We start from the raw sequence: 20,429 nt of genomic DNA, 5'->3' as shown, positions 1-20,429 counted from the left end.
GTAGTTCAGTTGGTTAGAATACATGCCTGTCACGCATGGGGTCGCGGGTTCGAGTCCCGTCCAGACCGCAATATTGGGAGAAGCCTTTCTTAACGGAAAGGCTTTTTTGCCCAAATACGGTATCTAAGATTAGTTGTGTTGTTTGCTACGACTTTGTAACTCGTAGCTCGGTTTAGTAGTTAGACCAATGAAAAGCTTTCCACTTTTGTGGATGGCTTTTTTGATTTAGAACACTTTTGATTTAACCGCAAATGGATTGGAATATGGAATTTGAAAGATTGGAGTTTATTTAAAATCAGTAGATTAAAAAATTATTGATTTTATTCGTAAAAACCCTTGCAGAATCAAAGTTCTATTGTATTTTTGCACACACAATAACGCAGTTGGTTTGGTAGTTCAGTTGGTTAGAATACATGCCTGTCACGCATGGGGTCGCGGGTTCGAGTCCCGTCCAGACCGCAATATTGGAAGAAGCCTTTCGTAACGGAAAGGCTTTTTTTATGATTATGAGTAATTAAAGCTTTCTTGATGTAAGAACGGTAAGATTTGGAATCATGCGAGTACAAAACGGGAAGGAGTTCAAAAGCTTTTTATGTTGTCTTTGAGGTTTTTACCATTAAGGACGAAAAAAAACCTTCAGTAATTTGGCAATTAGTTGCGTTGTTGTCTATTGATTTTTTTTAAAAGAGCCCCAAACTCTTGATTTATGATGGGTGCTTTGGCTGCTAAATTCCAATCTTTTTTATAATTTTTCCTTTAGTTTTATTAGTCAAAAGACGTCATTTAATGTGCAGATACAGATGTTTGGTTGGTTCTTAATGGGGTAATTTTCTCTTTAATATACAAGTGCAATATTTCTTCTATATGGAAAAACTACTTCAAAGTTATCAGTTAAAAAATCAGGTAGCATAAATTTTAAAAGCTCAATAGTTTTCATCGAAATTCTTAAGGCTGCTAATTTCTTATTTTATTTTGATGTTTCCTTCTCAAGATTTGTCCTAGATCTCTTTTTGATTAGTCCCCAACTTTTGTGCCTGATCCGTTATTTGCTTTTATAGATATTGATGTCAAATTAATAAAAACAAAAAACCCGAATATTGCTATTCGGGTTTTGTGGTGGTACCTCCAGGGATCGAACCAGGGACACATGGATTTTCAGTCCATTGCTCTACCATCTGAGCTAAGGTACCTTGCTTATTACATCACTTTTTTCTATTTTCATAGTGTTGTGTGAACGTGTTTGCGGGTGCAAATATAGGATCATTTTTCGTTTATCCAAAACATTTTTTTAAAAAAATCAATTCGTACCTTCGCATTGGTAAATAAATAAATATGGTTTTAACAGTTGATGTTGGTAATAGCCGAATTAAAGCTGCTGTCTTTGAGGAAAGTACTGTTCTTGAAAGTTTTGTTTTTGAGAAAAATGAGCTTGAAAAAAAAATTAAAAAAATTTTAAAAAAATTTCAAAACTGTTCTGATTTAGTCGTTGCATCTGTCGGAAATGTCGAAAAACAATCTTTTTTGATTTTCGAAAAACAGCTTAATATTCATTTTTTGACACATGAAGATCCTTTTCCTTTCATAAATAGATATGCAACTCCAAAAACGTTAGGAATAGACAGGATGGTTTTGGCAGCAGGAGCGACTTTGCAATTTCCTAAAAAAAACAGATTGGTGATTGATGCCGGAACATGTGTAACCTACGATTTTATCGACGAATTCGATAATTATTTAGGAGGAGCTATTTCACCGGGTTTGGGATTGCGTTATGATGCACTGCATAATTATACGGCTAGACTGCCTTTGCTGGCTGTGGAGGCTTCTGGATCATATATAGGAGCTACTACTGCACAAGCAATACATTCGGGGGTTGTTAATGGTTTCGTCTATGAGATTGACGGTTTTATCGATGAATATCGGGCAAATTTTCCAAATTTTATAATAATTTTAACGGGAGGAGATACAGAATTTTTGGCTAAACGATTAAAAAATACCATATTTGCCAATTCAAATTTCTTGCTTGAGAGTTTGAATCAAACATTTCAATATAAAATCGACAATGATTAAAAAAATTATACTAAGCGCTTGTTTGCTTATTTCGTTCGTTTCATTTGCTCAGCAAGGTACTGCTTCCCCATATTCTTTTTACGGAATTGGGGATGTAAGATTTAAAGGAACCTTAGAAAACAGGTCAATGGGAGGTGTTTCGGTAGAGCAGGATAGTATACATTTGAATGTAGAGAACCCAGCAAGTTATGCCAGTCTTATGCAAACTACTTTTACTGTAGGAGGGACTTACGGGACTTCAAAAATAAAAACGGATACTGAAAAAGCCAGTACTACAAGGTCAACTTTTGATTATTTATTGGTAGGAATTCCAATGGGTAAATTTGGAGCAGGATTTGGATTGATCCCGGTTTCATCAGTTGGATATAAAATCAGAGAGGATAATTCAGATGTTGAAGGTGAAACGAGCAGTCAATTTGAAGGAAAAGGTGGTTTAAACAAGGTCTTTTTTGCATTGGGATATAAAATAAAGCCAAATTGGAATGTTGGTGCCGATTTGCAATATAATTTCGGAAAAATTGAAACTACAAGTATAGAAGCTGTTACTGGGGTTTCCAGCGCTACAAGAGAAACTAACACTTCTACTTTATCTGGAGCTAATTTTAATATTGGTACCATGTATCAAACTAAAATCTATAAGAAAATAGAATTGTTTACGAGTTTGGCTTATACTTTTGGGAGTAATTTAAAATCTGACAGTGAAAGAATTATTGAGGTAGATGGTGATACCAGTAATATAAATGATTCAGGTGCTTCAACTTTAAAATTGCCAAATAAACTAACTATCGGTGCAGGTGTGGGAGAAGCACGAAAATGGTTAGTAGGTACTACTTTGGCTTTTCAGGGTGATGGTAAATTTGAAAATTATTATAATACAAGTGAGGATGTGCGTTATGAGAAATATGCAAAATATGCAATCGGAGGATATTATCTTCCAAACTATACCTCATTTTCAAGCTATCTTAGCAGAATTACTTACAGGGCAGGATTGAAATATGAAAAAATTGGTCTTGTGGTTAATAATGAATCAATAAAAGATGTTGGGTTGACATTGGGAGCAGGTTTTCCTATCACAGGAACTTTTTCTAATGTGAATTTTGGAATTGAATACGGTAAAAAAGGAACCGTTTCTTCAAATTTGGTTCAGGAAAACTATATAAACTTTAGTCTTAGCTTTTCTTTCAATGACAAATGGTTCGTGAGAAGTAAATTCAACTAATGCTTAAATTTATGTTTTTATAAGCTCAATACAATTTACTACATTTGGCGAATGAATTTACCAAAAAGACATACTATTATAAATGTTGTCACAGTTTTTGCTGTGACACTGTTTTTTGGGTGCGAAAGTAATTTTAAAGAAGTTCAGAAAATTAACTTTTCAGAATTTTTCCCTGCTACAGATGCTGATACAATCAATATAAAATACACTGATTCTGGTCGTATAACTGGAGTTTTAAAAAGCAGAAAAATGTTGGATTATGCCAGTGTTGATTTTCCTTTTACCGAATTTCCAAAAGGAATTGATGTGACTTTGTATGATAAAAAGCAAAAACGTACTTTTATCGTAGCAAATTATGCACTGTCATATAAACAAACCGGTATAATTGATTTACAGGGAAAAGTAAAAATCACTTCTGAAGCCGGCCAGGTGCTTGAAACAGAACAATTATATTTTGATCAGAAAAACGAATGGTTTTACACCGAAAGAAAATTTAAACTTACGGATGCAAAAGGTATTTCGAATGGTCAGGGGATAGATTTTAGTAAAGATTTTAAAGTGATAAATTCACAACGAGTAACCGGAGAAATTGAAGCCGACGAAGATTAAAAAAATATTAATTATGAATTACTTAAAATATACACAATACGTTTACTTATTAATTGCAGTTGCTTTTATTTATGACGGAATTACAAAACTGAATGATCCGGGTGAAACTGCCTGGCTTAGTTTTTTGATTGCTGGTGTGAGTATTTTTATGTTTTTCTTCAGGAGAAAGTTCTCTAGAAAATTTGACGATCATTATAAAAAACAGTAAAAAATGGAAATTAGTATTATAATACTATGTTTAATACTATCAGCTTTTTTTTCAGGAATGGAAATAGCTTTTGTTTCGTCTAATAAGATTTATCTTGAAATCGAAAAGAAACAAAATAATTTTGTTTCCATAATACTAACAAAACTTACCGAAAAACCCTCTAAATTTATTGCAGCAATGCTTATTGGTAACAATATAGCATTAGTTGTTTATGGTTTTTTTACCGGAGATTTGATTTTAAAGTGTATGGTGAATTTTGGATATCAATTTTCAGAGTTTACCAGTTTGTTGATTCAAACCCTGATTTCTACTTTTATTGTTTTAATAACCGCGGAGTTTTTTCCAAAAGTCTTTTTTCAAATCTATGCCAATTCCTTAATTAGGATCTTTGCTGTTCCTGCTTATGTTTTTTATCGGCTTTTCTATTATATTTCCACTTTTTTTATCTGGATTTCCGATTTTATTTTAAGAAAATTTTTTAAGACCGAGGGTGATCAGGTACAGTTGTATTTTAGCAAAATTGAACTCGGAAATTACATTACTGAACAGATGAATTCTGTTGAGGACAATGATGAAGTTGATTCTGAAATTCAGATTTTTCAGAATGCATTAGAGTTTTCAGGTGTGAAGGCTCGCGACATTATGACTCCGAGAACAGAAATTGTAGATATAGATTTATTTGATAGTGTTACAGATCTCAAGGAGTTATTTATAGAGACAGGCTATTCTAAAATTATTGTGAGCCAAAATTCTCTTGATGATATTGTGGGTTATGTTCATTCTTTTGATTTGTTTAAGAAACCAAAAACAATAAAGTCGGTTTTAATGGCAGTTGAATTTGTTCCTGAAACGATTTTGATAAAGGATGTCTTAAGTTTGCTTCTGAAAAAAAGAAAAAATGTTGCAGTTGTTTTGGATGAATACGGTGGTACTTCAGGTATTATGACTATTGAAGATATTGTAGAAGAGCTTTTTGGTGAAATTGAAGATGAACATGACTTAGATGAAGAATTAATTGAACAGGAATTAAGTGAAGGAGAATATCTCTTTTCAGCCAGATTGGATGTAGAATATTTAAATGAGACCTATAAGTTAGGGATTCCAGAAGAGGATTCTTATGGTACATTGGGCGGGTTTATTGTAGATTTTACGAAAGAAATTCCTCAAAAAGGTGAAAAAATAAACATTGGCAATTATTGTTTTGTAATACAAGAATGTTCCAATAAGAAAATTGAATTAGTAAAAATGACTATAAAAGAGTAAAATATTTATTAATTAAAAAAAAATGTGTAAAATAAAACACTAGTTGTATTGTTATTAACTAGATAATTGTATTTTCGCAAACTGAATATAAAAATTAACGATAATAAAAATGGCAGTTTTAGCAAAAATTAGACAGCGTTCCGCTTTATTGATAGGTGTTATTGCACTTGCATTATTTGCATTTATAATACAAGATCTATTTACAAGAGGAAGCTTCGGTCAGAGTTCAAAAGATGTAGGAAGCATCAATGGAAAGGATATTTCATTTGAAGACTTTAGAGTTAAAGTTAGTAATGTTGAAAAAAGTGGACAAGGAATTACTTCCACTGAAGCTGCAAACAGAGTATGGGATCAAGAAGTTTCAATCGCTTTATTGTCAAGTCAATTTGATAAATTAGGATTGAGAGTTGGTGAAAAACACCTTTTGGAAGTTTTAAAAGCAGATCCAAATATTGGTAAAAATCCAATGTTTTTAAATGCTGCGGGTATGTTTGATATTGCTAAATTCAAAGAATACTTTAAAGCAAATCCGGAAGCAGCTCAGTTTATTACTGAAAAAGAAAAAGATGCTGAATTAAATGCAAAATTTCAAATTTACAATACATTAGTAAAATCAGGACTTTATACTACTGCAAGCGAAGGAAAACTGAAATATGAAATGGAAGCTAATAAAGTGAATTTTGCTTATGCGGCTGCATTATATTCTTCTATAAAAGATAGTGAAGTGAAAATTTCTGATTCAGAGATTGTTGACTACATGAAGAAAAACGAGAAGAAATTTAAAGCAGATGCAACTCGTGAAATTCAGTATGTGCTAGTTGAAGACAAGCCTTCAAAAGAAGACGATGCTGAAATTAAATCTAAAATTACAGCTTTATTAAATGGAAGAGTAGAGTATAACGCTAAAACCGGTAAAAATGATACACTGCCAGGATTTAGAAATGCTGCAAATGTTGCTGAATTTGTAAATGCTAATTCAGATGTGCCTTACGATTCAACATATATCGCTAAAAATTCTTTACCTGCAATTGATGCTGATAAATTATTTAGTTTGGCTCCGGGTCAAATTTATGGGCCATATGTTTTTGGAAAATATTATGCAATTTCTAAATCTTTAGGATTTAAATCAGGAGTTAATGCAAAAGCAAGTCACATTTTAATTGGTTATGAAGGTTCTCAAACTCCAAACCAAAAAGAAAAAAGAACAAAAGAAGAAGCTAAAGCTAAAGCGGAAGAAATTTTAGCTCAGGTTCAGGCCAATCCGGACAGTTTCATGATGCTTGCTTTTACAAGTTCTGACGATTCATCTGCACAGCAAGGTGGTGATTTAGGTTATTTTGGTCCAAACCAAATGGTAAAACCGTTCAATGATTTTGTATTTAATAACGGAATTGGTAAAGTTGGTTTAGTTGAAACTGCTTTTGGATATCATATTATCAAAATTACAGATAAACAAGACGGAATTCGTTTAGCTACAATCGCTCAAAAAATTGAACCTTCTGAAGCTACTTCTGATAAAGTATTTACACTAGCTACTAAATTCGAAATGGAAGCTGCCGATAAAGATTTTGCTGCTACTGCAAAAGAGTTAGGCTTAAAAGTTGCTGCTCCGGTAACAGTAAAAGCTATGGATGAAGCTTTTGGTCCGTTAGGAAACCAACGTTCTATTGTAAGATGGGCATTTGATAAAGAGACTAAAGAAGGTGATGTAAAGCGTTTTGAGATAGCAAATATTGGTCATGTAATTGCACAATATAAAAGTGAAAATAAATCAGGTTTAGTATCTGTTACATTGGCAAGACCTTATGTAGAACCAATTCTGAAAAATAAGAAAAAAGCAGAGCTTTTAAAAGCTAAAATGACTGGTTCTAATATTGAGGCTATTGCTAAAGGTGTTGGAGTTGCAGTACAGCAAGCAACTAATATAACTATGGAAAACCCTACTTTACAAGGGGTTGGTCAGGAACCTAAAGTTGTTGGAAATGCATTTGCTTTGTCACCAAATAAAATTTCTGCTCCTATCGAAGGAAATACAGGAGTGTATGTTGTTAAAAATATCAGTACAATTAAAGCGCCTGCTATAGCTAATCATGCTGAATACGTATCGAAATTAAAAGCTCAGAGTGCATCTGATGCAAGCAGAATATTGCCAGCTTTGAAAAGCAATGCTGATATTGAAGATAATAGATTGCAATTTAATTACTAATTATTTTTAGTACAGATAAAAAATAGGACCCGAAACATTTACGTTTCGGGTTTTTTGTTTAGTTATAAAAATTTTGTAAGATTTTACATTAATTAATATTGATGCTTTTTCTTAAGTTATATAGAGATGATCTAAATATGATTTAAAAAATTTGGGATATTCAAATTATTACATTTAATTTGTCAGAATTTTTGTTTTAACAAAGTCAGTGTTTTTAAAGATGTTAAATAAAAAAAATCAAAGAATTATGGTGAAGATCGCTAATAATCAAGTATTTAATTTTTGTTATGTTTAATCTGTTTAGAAAGAAACCTAAAGTATATTCTAAAATTGAAAGTCACATTTTTGGAATAATATCTGAACTTTTAAAGATCCCCAGTACCGACATCAATGTTGATGAATTAGGAGGGAAATATTATTTGAGTAATGAAGAACAGCACTTTAAAGTTACTATATTAAGCAACGATTATGTTATCAGATTAACCAATACCCGTGATTCTGTTGCCGAAAAGTACGATAAGGTTTTTGTCGAGCATGTTTTAACAGCAGTAAAAGAGGAGAAACACCGTAGAATGGAATTGGTATATGATTCTATTACAAACAGTATAGAAAAAATGGCAGAGCGTTTGCATAATACGCTTATTGAATCTAATGAAACAGAAACAGAAAAGGTTCTTCACCTCGAAACAAAACATACTAAAGGCAATAAAGTAAATTACTAATGCCAATTATTTTTGTAAAATCATTTCATCATAAGAAAGTATAGTTTTATATCCTTTTGAAGTAAAATAATCTTTCGGATTTTCTTTTGAAACGACCATTACAAAATCACCGCCCCACGCACCAAGACTTTTAATTACTCCGTTAAAATCCGGAAAAATCATTTCTTTAATGGTTTGCAGTTTCAGTATATCACTCAAATGGATTTCATGATTTTCTAATGTAATACTAAATTCTTTTAGTGTTTTTGCTTTTATAACCGCATCAGTAAGCTTGTCATTCTCGGATATGTTTGTGGCTAAATGACTGTTTTTGTTGTCGTTGTAAGCTTGTATAGCTGTTTTGCTGCTTTGTTTCTTATTAAGGTATACAAAATGAATATTTTCGGTAAAATCAGGAGAAAATGTTATTTGTTCTACAATTGGATAGTTGTTTTCTAACCGATAAATAATAGGAGTGTCATTCTGTGCGCAGGCAATATCATAACCGCTGCCCCCAAAACTGTTTTTAAGAAGAATGAAAGCATCAATTTGTGCCCATTTTGCAATATTGTTTAATAAAGTTGAAGAGGTGCCTAATCCCCAGTTTTTCGGAAAGGTTAGCTCTGTTGTTACTTTATATCCTTCAGCATTATCAATAAAAGCAGGGTTTAAAAGATAGGATTCATGCAAAATGGTAATCAGTGTTGTTTTTACGGTTTCCATTTCTGCCTTTACATTATTAATTATTTCATTAAACGAAATGGTGTCTTCAAACCAAATTTTTTGATCAGCATTATAACTCTTCCAGATGATTTCCTTGTTTGTACCATTTTCTACAATTAGATTCTGGCCAAATTTTGTTGGTAATGCAAAAGCTTTGGCGCCGTCAAGAACTAAGTATTCTCCTGTTATTAAAAGTTTTCCGTTGCTATAAAAGGTTGTTTTCATTCGTTATTTTTTAGCCCCGATGGTAACGATATCCTTTTGTGGCGGGGTTCGCCATAAAAGATTTAGTGAACAGCGGGAATAGCTTCTAATTATTTTCTTAAATTTTCAATAAATTCAACTACGGCGCTATGTGAAACTGCTATTTTCTTAAAATGAGTTTTTATTAAAAGACGCTCTTGTTCGTTGGCTTCAAATTGGTTAATGATATTGTTAAGATGCATTTTCATGTGGCCTTCCTGAATTCCGGTAGTTGTTAATGAACGTAAAGCTGCAAAATTTTGAGCTAAACCAGCTACGGCAATAATCTCCATTAATTCTTTGGCAGAAGGTTTTTGAAGAATTTCTAAACATAATTTTACTAATGGATGTAACGAAGTCAATCCGCCTACGGTTCCTAAAGCAAGCGGAATTTCCAGCCAGAAAGTAAAAACACCATTTTCTATTTTAGCGTGTGATAAACTTGAATATTGACCATTTCTGGAGGCATAGGCGTGAACACCGGCCTCGACAGCTCTAAAATCGTTTCCAGTTGCCAGAACCACAGCGTCTACACCATTCATAATACCTTTGTTATGAGTGACGGCTCTATAAGGTTCAACTTCGGCAATTTGTACGGCTTGCACAAAACGTTCGGCAAAATCCTGTGGGTTTGTAATATGCTTTTCTGTTAAATCCTTGACCGGGCAGGAAACTTCAGCTCGTACAATACAATTTGGAACATAGTTTGACAAAATGCTCATAATTACCTCAATTTCTAAGTCAGCATTCTGAGCTTCTTCTTTTAAGGTGGTAGCAAATTGTTCTAAACACGAGTTGATGAAATTGGCCCCCATGCTGTCTTTTGTTTCAAAAGTTGCATGAAGCTGAAAATAATTTGCGAGTAAATTTCTCTTGTCTTTTAATTGAATATCCAGAATTCCTCCTCCACGCAATTGCATGTTTTTGGTAATGCTTTTAGTTTCTGAGAAAAATTTTGGCTTAATGAGGTTAAATAACACTTCTAATTTCTGAGCATCTCCATTAAAAGTAAAATGAACCTGACCTATTTTTTCAGTATCGATAACGGTTGTTTTAAAACCGCCACGGGTTGCCCAATATTTTGCAGATTTTGATGCTGCAGCGACAACTGAACTTTCTTCAATGGCCATTGGAATGGTTTTGTTTTTTCCGTTTATTAAAAAATTCGGCGCAACCCCAAGTGGAATATAAAAATTTGTTATCGTGTTTTCTATGAATTCATCATGCAGTTGTTGAAGCTTTTCGTCTGAATTCCAGTAATTTCTTATTATATTATGGGCTTCTTCAGGCGTTGAAAAATATTCATTGACAATCCAGTTAATTTTTTCTTTTTTGGATAATTTCGAAAATCCGGCAACAGCATTGTTCATTTTCAGTATTTTAAATAATAATGTTGCGGCAAAGATACCAATTTAAGGGTTTTGTTTACAATCTATTTAAAATTGTAAAATACGCAATCGTTATTTTTTTTAACATTTAACACTTAAAATGTGTATTATGTTTATTTTTTTCACTAAAATTGGGCTCTTTTTTATATTAAATTAATTCAAATGAATACAAGTAAAATCACTGTTATACTTTTGTTTTTAGTTGCTACTGTTTTCGGGCAACAAAAAATTACTGTTGAAAATATTTATGGTGGAGCTTTTCGAGCCAAAGGAATGGACGAACTCCAATCTTTAAAAAACACGGATCAATATACTGTTTTAAATGTTGATCAGGCCAGCAGAAGTATGCAGATTGATTTATATGATTTTGCAACTCTTAAAAAGGTATCAAATTTAATTGATACAAAAAATCATAAAGATCTTGCTGACGGAATCGATAGTTACACTTTTGATAGTTCAGAGAAAAAGATTTTAATTGCTAATAATTCAAAACAAATCTTCCGTCATTCGTTTACAGCAGATTATTTTTTATATGACATTGCTTCAAAATCACTAATCAAGCTTTTTGATTTTCAGGTTCAGGAGCCAACTTTCTCACCCGATGGAACTAAAATTGCTTATGCTAAAGAAAATAATCTCTATGTGTATGATGTAGCGTCAAAAAAAACGACAGCAATTACTACAGATGGAAAGAAAAATACCATTATCAACGGTATTACGGATTGGGTTTATGAAGAAGAGTTTGCTTTTGTAAGGGCATTTGACTGGAGTAAAGACAGTAAAAAACTGGCTTATATTCGTTTTGATGAAAGTGCCGTTCCGGAATTTTCAATGTCAATGTTTCACAAAGATTTATATCCAACAATCGAAACGTTCAAATATCCGAAAGCAGGAGAAAAAAATTCAGAAGTTTCATTACATATATATGATGCGTCTGCAAATGCAACCAAAAAAGTTGATTTAGGAAAATACAACGACTTTTACATTGCAAGATTACAATGGACAAATGATAATAACACTTTATCGGCTCAGGTTTTAAACCGCCATCAGGATAATTTGGATTTGTTATTTGTTGACGGAACAACAGCTGCAGCAAAAGTAGTTTTGAATGAAAAAGATAAAGCTTATGTTGATGTAACAGATAATTTGACTTTTTTAAAAGACAACAGTTTTATCTGGACCAGCGAAAAAGATGGTTTTAATCATATTTATGTGTATGATAAAACCGGAAAATTGAAAAATCAGGTTACAAAAGGAAACTGGGAAGTAACTTCATACTACGGTTTCGACGAAAAAACTAAAACTATTTTCTATCAATCTACAGAAAATGGTTCAATCAACAGAGATCTTTACAGAATTGGTTTAGACGGAAAAAACAAATTACGTTTGACTTCAAAAACTGGAACAAGCGCTGCGACTTTCAGCCCTAATTTCCATTTTTTTATTACTACTTTCTCTAGTAATTTACAGCCGACAACTTATACCTTAAATGAAGCGAAAAAAGGCAAAGAAATTCAGGTTATCGAAAATAATCAGGCTCTTGCTGATAAATTGAAAGCGTATAGCTTGCCAGCAAAAGAATTTTTTGTTTTAAAAACAGCTAAAGGGAATGAACTTAATGCATGGATTTTGAAACCAAAAGATTTTGATGCTTCAAAAAAATATCCAGTTTTCATGTACCAATATTCTGGTCCTGGATCTCAGCAGGTAAACAACGACTGGAATAATAGTGATGATTATTGGTTTTTATCACTTACACAGCAAGGTTATATTGTAGCTTGCGTTGATGGTAGAGGAACTGGTTTTAAAGGTGCTGAATTCAAAAAAGTAACACAAAAAGAATTAGGAAAATACGAAGTAGAAGATCAAATCGATGCTGCTAAAGTAATTGGAGCTTATCCGTATGTTGATGCTTCAAGAATTGGAATCTTTGGATGGAGTTATGGAGGTTTTATGGCTTCTAACTGTATTTTTCAAGGGAATGATGTTTTCAAGATGGCAATTGCCGTTGCTCCGGTAACCAACTGGCGTTTTTATGATAGTGTTTACACAGAGAGATACATGCAGACTCCACAGGAAAATGCGAGCGGATACGATCAAAATTCGCCAATAAATCATGTTGATAAGTTAAAAGGAAAATTTTTACTGATTCACGGATCTGGAGATGACAATGTGCATGTGCAAAACTCTATGCAAATGATGGAAGCCTTAATTCAGGCTAACAAACAATTTGATTCTCAAATATATCCTGATAAAAATCACGGAATCTATGGAGGAAAAACCAGAATTCAGCTTTATAATAAAATGACAAACTTTATTAAAGAAAATTTATAATACAACTTTATCAATCTTAAATAATAATAGAATAATATGAAAGAAACTCAAGTAAAAACTGCACATCCAAAAGGACTTTGGGTATTGTTTGGGACGGAGATGTGGGAGCGATTCAATTTTTATGGAATGCGGGCTTTGTTAACTTTATTTCTTGTGAATTCATTATTAATGAAAGAAGAAGAAGCATCTTTAATTTATGGCGGTTTCCTTGGACTTTGTTACTTAACACCAATGTTAGGAGGATTTGTAGCCGATCGTTTTTTGGGTAACAGAAATTGTATTTTATTGGGTGGTTTATTAATGGCGATTGGTCAAATGTTGTTGTTTGCCAGTGGAAGTGTTTTTGAGAACAATTTATCTTTAGCAAAAACAATCATGTATTCTGCATTAGCAGTTATTGTTTTTGGTAACGGATTTTTCAAACCGAATATCTCAAGTATGGTTGGAAGTCTGTATCCTAAACAGGAGAAAACAAAATTAGATAGCGCTTTTACTATTTTCTATATGGGAATTAATATTGGAGCTTTTTTAGGTCAGTCTATCTGTCCTTTGTTGGGAGATGTAAAAGATGCCGGAGGAATTAGAGATATTCATGCTTTTAGATGGGGGTTCATGGCAGCTTCTGTTGCAATGCTTTTGGGAACTATTCTTTTTTACTTTTTAAAAAATAAATATGTGGTTTCTCCCGAAGGAAGACCTTTAGGTGGTTTGCCTTCTAAAAATGTTGCTGCTGATTTTGAAGAAGGGGAAGCTCAAAAAGCTAATTTCTCTAATCAGGCTTTGGTGATTGCAGGAATTGCATTTGTTGCTTTAGGTTTCTTCTTTCACTATATTGTAGGGCAGAACTTAATTTATACACTGATTTACTCTAGCGGATTGTCATTGGCCGGATTAATTATTTCAGACACATCATTAACAAAAATCGAAAGAGACAGAATCATAGTAATTTATATCGTTTCTTTTTTCATTATTTTCTTTTGGGCAGCATTTGAACAAGCAGGTTCATCATTAACTTTTATTGCAGACAATCAAACCGATAGAAATTTCTTTGGCTGGCAGATGCCTCCGTCAATGGTTCAGATTTTTAATGGTCTATTTGTGGTTATATTGGCGGTACCTTTCAGTGTACTTTGGGATACTTTAAGAGCTAAAGACAAAGAGCCTATTTCGCCTGTGAAATTAGCAGTTGGTTTAGTGGTAATCTCTATTAGTTTCTTTATGATTGCTACCCAGGTTTCGTATATAGGAACTTCGGGATTGTTATTGGTTAAATGGCTTATCTTGTTATATTTCTTAAATACTTGTGCAGAGTTATGCTTATCTCCAATTGGTCTGTCGTTGGTTGGTAAATTATCTCCAAAACGTTTTGCGTCATTATTATACGGAGTTTTCTTTTTGTCAAATGCATCAGGTTATGCTTTAGGTGGAACTTTAGGTTCTATTCTGCCGGCAACTGGGGATAAATTTGCAAAAGCAAAAGAATTGGGGATTGATCTTCAGGCGGTTTTGGATAATAAAATCATACCAACTGCTGAGCAATTAACTCTTTTGGAAAAGCATCAAATTAGTGCTCATAACCACTTTTTTGTCGGATTTGAAATTCATAACTTATACGAATTCTTTATGGTTTTTGTTGTACTTACTGGTGTTGCGGCGATTTTATTATTTGCTTTGACTCCGTTCTTAAAAAAAATGATGCACGGCGTTAGGTAATATGGAAAGCAAAATCACTTTAGAAGAAATTCAAAATTTTGAAGGCAAGTATCCTAAGCAATTATGGTACTTGTTTTTGGTAGAAATGTGGGAGCGTTTTTGTTTCTATGGAATGCGTGGGGTTCTGGTTATTTTTATGGTTGACCAGCTTTTTTTGAAAGATGAACATGCTAATTTGCAATATGGAGCTATTCAGGCTTTTGTTTATGCCTTTACTTTTATAGGAGGCATTTTTGCGGATAAAGTTCTAGGATTTAAAAAATCATTATTTTTTGGAGCAATCGTCATGATTCTCGGAAATCTTTTAATTGCTTTTTCTCCACAAGAAATGTTTTACTATGGAATCGCTTTCTCGATTATTGGAACGGGTTTTTTTAAACCAAATGTTTCTTCTATGGTAGGAGAATTATACAAAGAAGAGGATGGCAGAAGAGATGCCGGTTACGGAATGTTTTATGCAGGAATTAATGTTGGGGGGCTTTTTGGAGGTGCTTTGTGTGTTTACTTAGGAAAATATTATTCTTGGCAATTATGCTTTTTATCAGCAGCTTTGGTAATGTTTTTAGGTTTGATTACTTTTTTGGTTACTAAGAAATACTTAGGCCCAATAGGGGATTCGCCATTATTGGATTTAGAACCGTCAAAAAGAAGAATTCGTGAAGTTGCTGTTTATGCATCATCACTTTTGTGCATACCGTTTATTTTTATAATGGTGAAAAATACCGATTATACGGATTACTTCATGTATACTATAGGAATTGCTGCAGTTTTATATTTCGCTTATGAATTGATCAAACTTGGAGATGTAAAACTTCAGAAAAAACTTTTTGCTGCATTCTTATTTGTGTTTTTCTACCTTTTATTTAATGCAATTTATGAACAGAGTGGAGGCTCTTTATCACTTTTTGCAAAAGATAATTTAAATGACAAATTATTATTTTTTTCAATTGATCCAAATATTGTAAATAACAGTTCAAATACTTTCTTTGTGGTTGCTTTGAGTCCGCTAATTGGATTGTTATGGATTTGGATGGGAAAAAGAAAAATAGAACCCAATACATTAATTAAATTTGGAATTGGATTTTTGTTTTTAGGAGTTTCATTTTATATATTTTATTTAACTAAATTCTTTGCTGACTCAAATGGTATCGCTTCTTTGAATGTGTTTACTTTGGCATATTTAGTCACAACTATTGGAGAACTTTGTTTAGGTCCAATTGGAATGTCTATAATTACTAAACTATCTCCAAAGAGATTATTTGGTATGATGATGGGTTTGTGGTTTTTAGCATCTGCTTTTGGGCAATTATTCGCAGGTAAATTGGGAGCTGAAATTTCTAAATCAAATACTGGCGATACATTGCTTTCTAAATTGCAATCTTATACTGAGGGTTACTATCAATTGGCAATTTATTCGCTAATTGCAGGAGTTATTCTAATTGCAATATCTCCTTTAATTAAAAAATTAATGCAAGAAGTCAAATAGGTGTTTTGAAGAGGTATTTTTGTTTAAATTTGAAAAAAATAAATAGACATGAAAAAAATATTTATACTTGCATTTTTCGTAATTGGTTCTTTTACTATTGAAGCTCAGAGCTCAAGTGTAACTGAAAAGGGGAATCAACTAAATTGGCATACTGATGTAAGAGAAGCAATAACAGTGAGTAACAAAGAAAAAAAACCTTTGCTGATGTTTTTCACAGGAAGTGATTGGTGTGGCTGGTGTATCCGATTGCAAAATGAGGTTCTAAAAACACCTGAGTTTCAAAAATGGGCCAATGAAAATGTAATTTTGGTTGAATTGGATTATCCTAGAAGAACTCCTCAGGCGCCAGAGATTAAGAATCAAAATGCCGAATTGCAGCAGGCTTTCGGAATACAAGGATTTCCCACAGTTTATTTTACCAGTGCAGAAAGCAAAGATGGAAAAGTAAATTTTAAGGGTCTCGGTCAGACCGGCTATGTTGCCGGAGGCCCAACAGCTTGGTTGGCGGTTGCAGACGGTATAATTAAGTCTCAAAAAATGTAAAAATTCTTTTTTTTAAATATAATCCTTTCACAATTAAAAGTGAAAGGATTTTTTTTTATTCTTTTGGGTATAAAATTTACGGGTTTTTTATTTATAATATTTTGTTTTAATAAAATATTATAAATAAAAAAACATATAATATAATTTTAATACTAAAAAATCTTGTAGAATTAAAATATAATGTTAATTTCGTTTTGCTAACTAACCAAATCTTAGACATTATGATAAAAAAATTACTTCTACTAATTTTCTTTTTAGGATCGATTACTTTTCAAGCACAAAATTTAGTCTGGAGAACCAGTATGGATACTGCTATAAATGCCAGCAACGAGGAAAGGAAACCAATGTTGATTTTTTTTACTGCTTCAAATGCTCCAAGCAATCTTCAAAATGAAGTTTTTAAAACACCCGATTTTGCTGTATGGTCAAGAGATAATGTTATTTTAGTTAAATTAGATTTATCTGATATTAATGCATCTGAAAGTGAAAAAGAACAAAATATTAGGCTTAAAAATGCATTTGGTGTCCAGGATTTGCCTGAAGTCTGTTTTGCAAGTGCTTCTATTAGAAAAAATAAAACTACATTTCAGGCGCTTGGTAAAATTGGATATAAACCTGGCGGTGCTAAAGCGTGGATTTCTGAATCTGACTCTATTTTACATCCAAGTGAATAATTTAAATTAAAGTAAGTTTCTTAATTTAATTTGTAGAATCCCTTTTCGTATATAAGCGAAAAGGGATATTTTTTTTGAAACCTATATAGCTATAAAAATGAGGTATTATTATTTATGAGGTGTTTTTTTTTAGCTTTACTAAAATTTTGCTTTTTTATTATTAATTTGGTGTTTTTGTTAAATTTACATCATTATTTAATTATAATAAGCTTGTTTTGTTGGGATATTGTGTTAATTTAGCGGCGTTAGCCTGCTAATAAATTTGATATGAACAAACAGATCCATTTTGATTTATTTTATAGTATCTGGTAAGTCAAAACGAATTCAGACTGATGTTTTGATATAACCGATTTTGTCGTCTGGTGTTGTGATAATAATGATCTGGGCTTTGTTTCGTACAAACAAGGTGAGTTAAAAAATGAATAGCTGAGGCCAATTTAATTTTAAATCTCTTTTTGCTTTTAAGGCTGAATAATTTTATAAGTGACTCAATGCGGGCGAAGATTTTGACTGATAGATTTGTTACTTATGTTTTCTTAGATCAAAATAATTAAAATCCATTTAACATGAAACAAAAATTACTTTTTCTACTATTTTTTTTCAGCTCATTTCTTTTGCATTCACAAAGTGCTTTATGGAAAACTAATATGAATGAGGCCATTTTATTAAGTGACGAAGAAAGAAAACCGATGTTGATTTTTTTTACTGCCGGACCTATTTCGGAACAAATGCAAAAAGAAATTTTTTCGACTCCAGATTTTATAGATTGGTCTGAGAATGTAGTTTTGTTGCAACTCGATTTATCTGATGCTTCTATATCAAGTACTGAGAGAGAGCAGAATTTAAAATTAAAAGAAGCTTTAGGGGTTGAGGAGTTGCCAAAAGTTTGTCTGGCTACAGCATCTGTCAGAAAAAACAGACCAACGATCAATAAACTTGGACTACTCGATTATAAACAAGGCGGAGCAAAAAAGTGGCTTTCTGAGGCTAAAAGAGTTTTACGGGGAGAATAGACTATAAGAGTTTATAAAAACCATTTTTGGCAGTGGAATGAAAAGGAATTCCTTTTCTAAGGCAAGTCGTCCTCCATTTTTTCTGAATTGAATTAGAATTCGAAGCATCTGTAATTATAATTTTTGGATGTAAATTCTGAAGAACACGTTCCAGATTTATTTTCGGAGATTGAGTTATAAGTAAAATGTCGGGCTGTATTTTGTTTCCATAAACTCCCGAACTATCAATAACAAATATTCTTTTGTCATTAAAAAAAAGTGTGTTCTTAATTTTAGAGACTGATTTTAAATTGCCAAAACTGCCAACAGTATAAGAATTTAAAACATTAGAACTTTTTACCGAAAGCGTGTCATTAGTATAAAATGAAATAGTGTGGCCAATCCTTTCAGAAATTAAAGTGTTTTTTTTAATATTATAAATAACCATTTCATGTTGGCTTTCGCTTTCTTTTTTAGTGTAAATTAAAGAGATCTGTACTGTAATTATCGATATCAGTAAAATGATGAATTTATTATAACTTGGTTTTTTCCACCAGATAATAGCAGAAATAATCATCAGGTAAAAAGTAAAAAGATAATAGAAATTAAAGCTGATGTCTCTTATTACAAACGAATCAAATGAAGCTACAAAATGAATCACTTTATTAAGGAAATAAATACTTTTTTCTAAAATTTGGTGAAGAAATAGAGGCACAATATTAAAAGCTGCCAAAATCATAACGATTATTCCAACAAACATAATGAGAGATAAAATAGGAATAATAATAATATTAGTGGCAAAAAATAATCCTGGAAATTGATGGAAATAATATAAGCACAATGGAAATGTTCCTATTTGTGCAGCAAAAGAAACTGTCAATACATTCCGGATATTTATAAGGATTTTATTTTTTGGAGTCCATATACATTTTAATATTGGCTGTAGCCAAAGAATAAAAAACAATGCCAAGTAACTGAGTTGAAAACCAATGTCAAATAAAAAGTAAGGCTCGAAAAGTAATATTAAGAGTATTGACACCAATAAAGTATGATAGGTGTTACCGTTTCTTCGTAATTGATTTCCGATAGCCAAAAATGAGAACATTACTACTGAACGTAACACACTGGGAGATAAGCCTGAGATTATTGCGAATACAGCCAGTGAAGTTAAAACAGTAATTAATTTTACAATCGAACCTTTTGGTGTGTTTGCTATTGGTTTTAGTATAAAAGCTATAAAAAACATTATAAAACCAACATGCAGCCCTGAAACGGAAAGAACGTGCATTGCTCCTGAAAATTGGTAATCGTGAACAATTTCGGATGATATTTCTTGCCTTTGTCCTAAAATAAGTGCTAAGGCGACATTCATTTCATTAGGATTAAAATGGTTTCGGTTAAGATTATTTACAATTCTTGAATGTAATTTTGCCGAATAATACCATATATTTTTATTTATTGTTTTGTTAATGCTGATTTCTGATTTTGTAATATAAACCTGCGCATAAATTTGTTTGTCTTTTAAGTATTTACTGTAATCAAACTGATTCGGATTTTTAGGAGAAGGGTTCCTTTGTAATATGGTTTTTAAACGAATTATATTTCCAATTATCAGCGAATTGGATAAGCTGTCTTTTTGGATGTTTATTATTATTTTACCCGAATAATTCTGATCTTCAATTTTCTTAATCACACCAATATATCTTTGATTATAATCATTGCCTTTTAATTTCTCCCGAAGGCAAAGTGTTATATTATGTGGTTTTTCAAAGGCTTTTTTACAATTTATATAGTTTGTCTTTTGTAAAGATTCAGTATGGAATAATAAAGTTAGACAGCCAATAAAAAATGATGTGAGGTATGTGTTTATTGAAAACAGGAAGATAAACTCCGTTCTTTTTTTTGATAAAAAATAGAAACCAGAAAACGTAATTAGTAAAGTAGTTACCGCTGCATTTATAAAAAACAGACCCGGTTTCCAATAATATGCTGTCAAAACACCAATTATAAAACAAATTGTAATTCTTGTCAATGGAAAATTTAATACTTTCATATTATAA

General features: G+C 32.1%; 16 protein-coding genes and 3 tRNA genes. 15 read left to right on the top strand and 4 right to left on the bottom strand.

Annotated elements, in window-relative coordinates; all coding sequences use genetic code 11:
- Nucleotides 1-65 (top strand) — tRNA-Asp (locus tag ACEN2I_RS12890).
- A 320-nt stretch (nt 66-385) separates the two neighbouring features.
- Nucleotides 386-459: transfer RNA gene (locus ACEN2I_RS12885), tRNA-Asp, on the top strand.
- A 655-nt stretch (nt 460-1,114) separates the two neighbouring features.
- Here the strand turns inward: ACEN2I_RS12885 and ACEN2I_RS12880 are convergent.
- Nucleotides 1,115-1,190, bottom strand: a tRNA-Phe gene (locus tag ACEN2I_RS12880).
- A gap of 142 nt (nt 1,191-1,332) precedes the next feature.
- Here ACEN2I_RS12880 and ACEN2I_RS12875 point away from each other — a divergent pair.
- From ACEN2I_RS12875 to ACEN2I_RS12845, 7 genes are all read left to right on the top strand, one after another.
- Nucleotides 1,333-2,067 (top strand): type III pantothenate kinase, encoded by a 735-nt coding sequence (locus tag ACEN2I_RS12875; RefSeq protein ID WP_441766508.1) that lies wholly within the window; start codon nt 1,333-1,335, stop codon nt 2,065-2,067.
- Nucleotides 2,060-3,286 (top strand): hypothetical protein, encoded by a 1,227-nt coding sequence (locus ACEN2I_RS12870; RefSeq protein WP_441766507.1) that lies wholly within the window; start codon nt 2,060-2,062, stop codon nt 3,284-3,286. Before ACEN2I_RS12875 ends, ACEN2I_RS12870 begins: the two co-directional genes overlap by 8 nt.
- 51 nt (nt 3,287-3,337) lie before the next feature.
- The gene (gene lptC, locus ACEN2I_RS12865; RefSeq protein ID WP_441766506.1) at nt 3,338-3,895 is read left to right on the top strand and encodes an LPS export ABC transporter periplasmic protein LptC; all 558 of its coding nucleotides are present in this window, start codon (nt 3,338-3,340) and stop codon (nt 3,893-3,895) included.
- A 13-nt stretch (nt 3,896-3,908) separates the two neighbouring features.
- The gene (locus ACEN2I_RS12860) at nt 3,909-4,103 is read left to right on the top strand and encodes a hypothetical protein (protein WP_441766505.1); all 195 of its coding nucleotides are present in this window, start codon (nt 3,909-3,911) and stop codon (nt 4,101-4,103) included.
- Nucleotides 4,104-4,106: 3 nt separating this feature from the next.
- Nucleotides 4,107-5,366 (top strand): hemolysin family protein, encoded by a 1,260-nt coding sequence (locus ACEN2I_RS12855; RefSeq protein WP_441766504.1) that lies wholly within the window; start codon nt 4,107-4,109, stop codon nt 5,364-5,366.
- 109 nt (nt 5,367-5,475) lie between these two features.
- Entirely contained in the window at nt 5,476-7,572 is a 2,097-nt protein-coding gene (locus ACEN2I_RS12850) for a peptidylprolyl isomerase (protein ID WP_441766503.1), read from the top strand.
- 287 nt (nt 7,573-7,859) lie between these two features.
- Nucleotides 7,860-8,294: a hypothetical protein gene (locus tag ACEN2I_RS12845; RefSeq protein WP_441766502.1), complete on the top strand. Its 435-nt coding sequence runs from the start codon at nt 7,860-7,862 to the stop codon at nt 8,292-8,294.
- A 6-nt stretch (nt 8,295-8,300) separates the two neighbouring features.
- On the opposite strand, the gene ACEN2I_RS12840 is transcribed toward ACEN2I_RS12845, so the two are convergent.
- On the bottom strand, nt 8,301-9,221 hold the full coding sequence (locus ACEN2I_RS12840) for a GYDIA family GHMP kinase (protein WP_441766501.1): 921 nt from the start codon (nt 9,219-9,221) through the stop codon (nt 8,301-8,303).
- Nucleotides 9,222-9,310: 89 nt separating this feature from the next.
- Nucleotides 9,311-10,609 carry a hydroxymethylglutaryl-CoA reductase, degradative gene (locus ACEN2I_RS12835; RefSeq protein WP_441766500.1) on the bottom strand — a complete coding sequence of 433 codons (1,299 nt, stop codon included), beginning with the start codon at nt 10,607-10,609 and terminating at the stop codon, nt 9,311-9,313.
- Nucleotides 10,610-10,789: 180 nt separating this feature from the next.
- Here ACEN2I_RS12835 and ACEN2I_RS12830 point away from each other — a divergent pair, with 180 nt between their 5' ends.
- The 6 genes from ACEN2I_RS12830 (at nt 10,790) to ACEN2I_RS12805 (ending at nt 18,390) form a co-directional block, all read left to right on the top strand.
- A complete protein-coding gene (locus tag ACEN2I_RS12830) occupies nt 10,790-12,961 on the top strand; it encodes a S9 family peptidase (RefSeq protein WP_441766499.1) in 2,172 nt (723 codons plus the stop codon).
- 36 nt (nt 12,962-12,997) lie between these two features.
- Nucleotides 12,998-14,674, top strand: coding sequence for a peptide MFS transporter (locus ACEN2I_RS12825; RefSeq protein ID WP_441766498.1), 1,677 nt, complete (start codon nt 12,998-13,000; stop codon nt 14,672-14,674).
- A 1-nt stretch (nt 14,675) separates the two neighbouring features.
- Nucleotides 14,676-16,160: a peptide MFS transporter gene (locus ACEN2I_RS12820; RefSeq protein WP_441766497.1), complete on the top strand. Its 1,485-nt coding sequence runs from the start codon at nt 14,676-14,678 to the stop codon at nt 16,158-16,160.
- A gap of 48 nt (nt 16,161-16,208) precedes the next feature.
- Nucleotides 16,209-16,703 carry a thioredoxin family protein gene (locus ACEN2I_RS12815; RefSeq protein ID WP_441766496.1) on the top strand — a complete coding sequence of 165 codons (495 nt, stop codon included), beginning with the start codon at nt 16,209-16,211 and terminating at the stop codon, nt 16,701-16,703.
- A gap of 221 nt (nt 16,704-16,924) precedes the next feature.
- Entirely contained in the window at nt 16,925-17,377 is a 453-nt protein-coding gene (locus ACEN2I_RS12810) for a thioredoxin family protein (protein WP_441766495.1), read from the top strand.
- Between the two features lie 566 nt (nt 17,378-17,943).
- On the top strand, nt 17,944-18,390 hold the full coding sequence (locus tag ACEN2I_RS12805; protein WP_441766494.1) for a thioredoxin family protein: 447 nt from the start codon (nt 17,944-17,946) through the stop codon (nt 18,388-18,390).
- A 1-nt stretch (nt 18,391) separates the two neighbouring features.
- Here the strand turns inward: ACEN2I_RS12805 and ACEN2I_RS12800 are convergent, their stop codons facing one another.
- Nucleotides 18,392-20,422: a ComEC/Rec2 family competence protein gene (locus ACEN2I_RS12800; protein WP_441766493.1), complete on the bottom strand. Its 2,031-nt coding sequence runs from the start codon at nt 20,420-20,422 to the stop codon at nt 18,392-18,394.
- Nucleotides 20,423-20,429: the final 7 nt, after the last annotated feature.

The sequence above is a fragment of the Flavobacterium sp. W22_SRS_FK3 genome, from assembly GCF_052113665.1.
Classification (GTDB): domain Bacteria; phylum Bacteroidota; class Bacteroidia; order Flavobacteriales; family Flavobacteriaceae; genus Flavobacterium.
The sequence above is the reverse complement of the archived record's forward strand: the minus strand, read 5'-3'. Positions and strand labels throughout refer to the sequence as shown.

Bases quoted from the DNA above. Each gene is read 5' to 3' on its own strand.
- ACEN2I_RS12875 (WP_441766508.1), top strand. From the start codon at position 1,333: ATGGTTTTAACAGTTGATGTTGGTAATAGCCGAATTAAAGCTGCTGTC.
- ACEN2I_RS12870 (WP_441766507.1), top strand. From the start codon at position 2,060: ATGATTAAAAAAATTATACTAAGCGCTTGTTTGCTTATTTCGTTCGTT.
- lptC (WP_441766506.1), top strand. From the start codon at position 3,338: ATGAATTTACCAAAAAGACATACTATTATAAATGTTGTCACAGTTTTT.
- ACEN2I_RS12860 (WP_441766505.1), top strand. From the start codon at position 3,909: ATGAATTACTTAAAATATACACAATACGTTTACTTATTAATTGCAGTT.
- ACEN2I_RS12855 (WP_441766504.1), top strand. From the start codon at position 4,107: ATGGAAATTAGTATTATAATACTATGTTTAATACTATCAGCTTTTTTT.
- ACEN2I_RS12850 (WP_441766503.1), top strand. From the start codon at position 5,476: ATGGCAGTTTTAGCAAAAATTAGACAGCGTTCCGCTTTATTGATAGGT.
- ACEN2I_RS12845 (WP_441766502.1), top strand. From the start codon at position 7,860: ATGTTTAATCTGTTTAGAAAGAAACCTAAAGTATATTCTAAAATTGAA.
- ACEN2I_RS12840 (WP_441766501.1), bottom strand. From the start codon at position 9,221: ATGAAAACAACCTTTTATAGCAACGGAAAACTTTTAATAACAGGAGAA.
- ACEN2I_RS12835 (WP_441766500.1), bottom strand. From the start codon at position 10,609: ATGAACAATGCTGTTGCCGGATTTTCGAAATTATCCAAAAAAGAAAAA.
- ACEN2I_RS12830 (WP_441766499.1), top strand. From the start codon at position 10,790: ATGAATACAAGTAAAATCACTGTTATACTTTTGTTTTTAGTTGCTACT.
- ACEN2I_RS12825 (WP_441766498.1), top strand. From the start codon at position 12,998: ATGAAAGAAACTCAAGTAAAAACTGCACATCCAAAAGGACTTTGGGTA.
- ACEN2I_RS12820 (WP_441766497.1), top strand. From the start codon at position 14,676: ATGGAAAGCAAAATCACTTTAGAAGAAATTCAAAATTTTGAAGGCAAG.
- ACEN2I_RS12815 (WP_441766496.1), top strand. From the start codon at position 16,209: ATGAAAAAAATATTTATACTTGCATTTTTCGTAATTGGTTCTTTTACT.
- ACEN2I_RS12810 (WP_441766495.1), top strand. From the start codon at position 16,925: ATGATAAAAAAATTACTTCTACTAATTTTCTTTTTAGGATCGATTACT.
- ACEN2I_RS12805 (WP_441766494.1), top strand. From the start codon at position 17,944: ATGAAACAAAAATTACTTTTTCTACTATTTTTTTTCAGCTCATTTCTT.
- ACEN2I_RS12800 (WP_441766493.1), bottom strand. From the start codon at position 20,422: ATGAAAGTATTAAATTTTCCATTGACAAGAATTACAATTTGTTTTATA.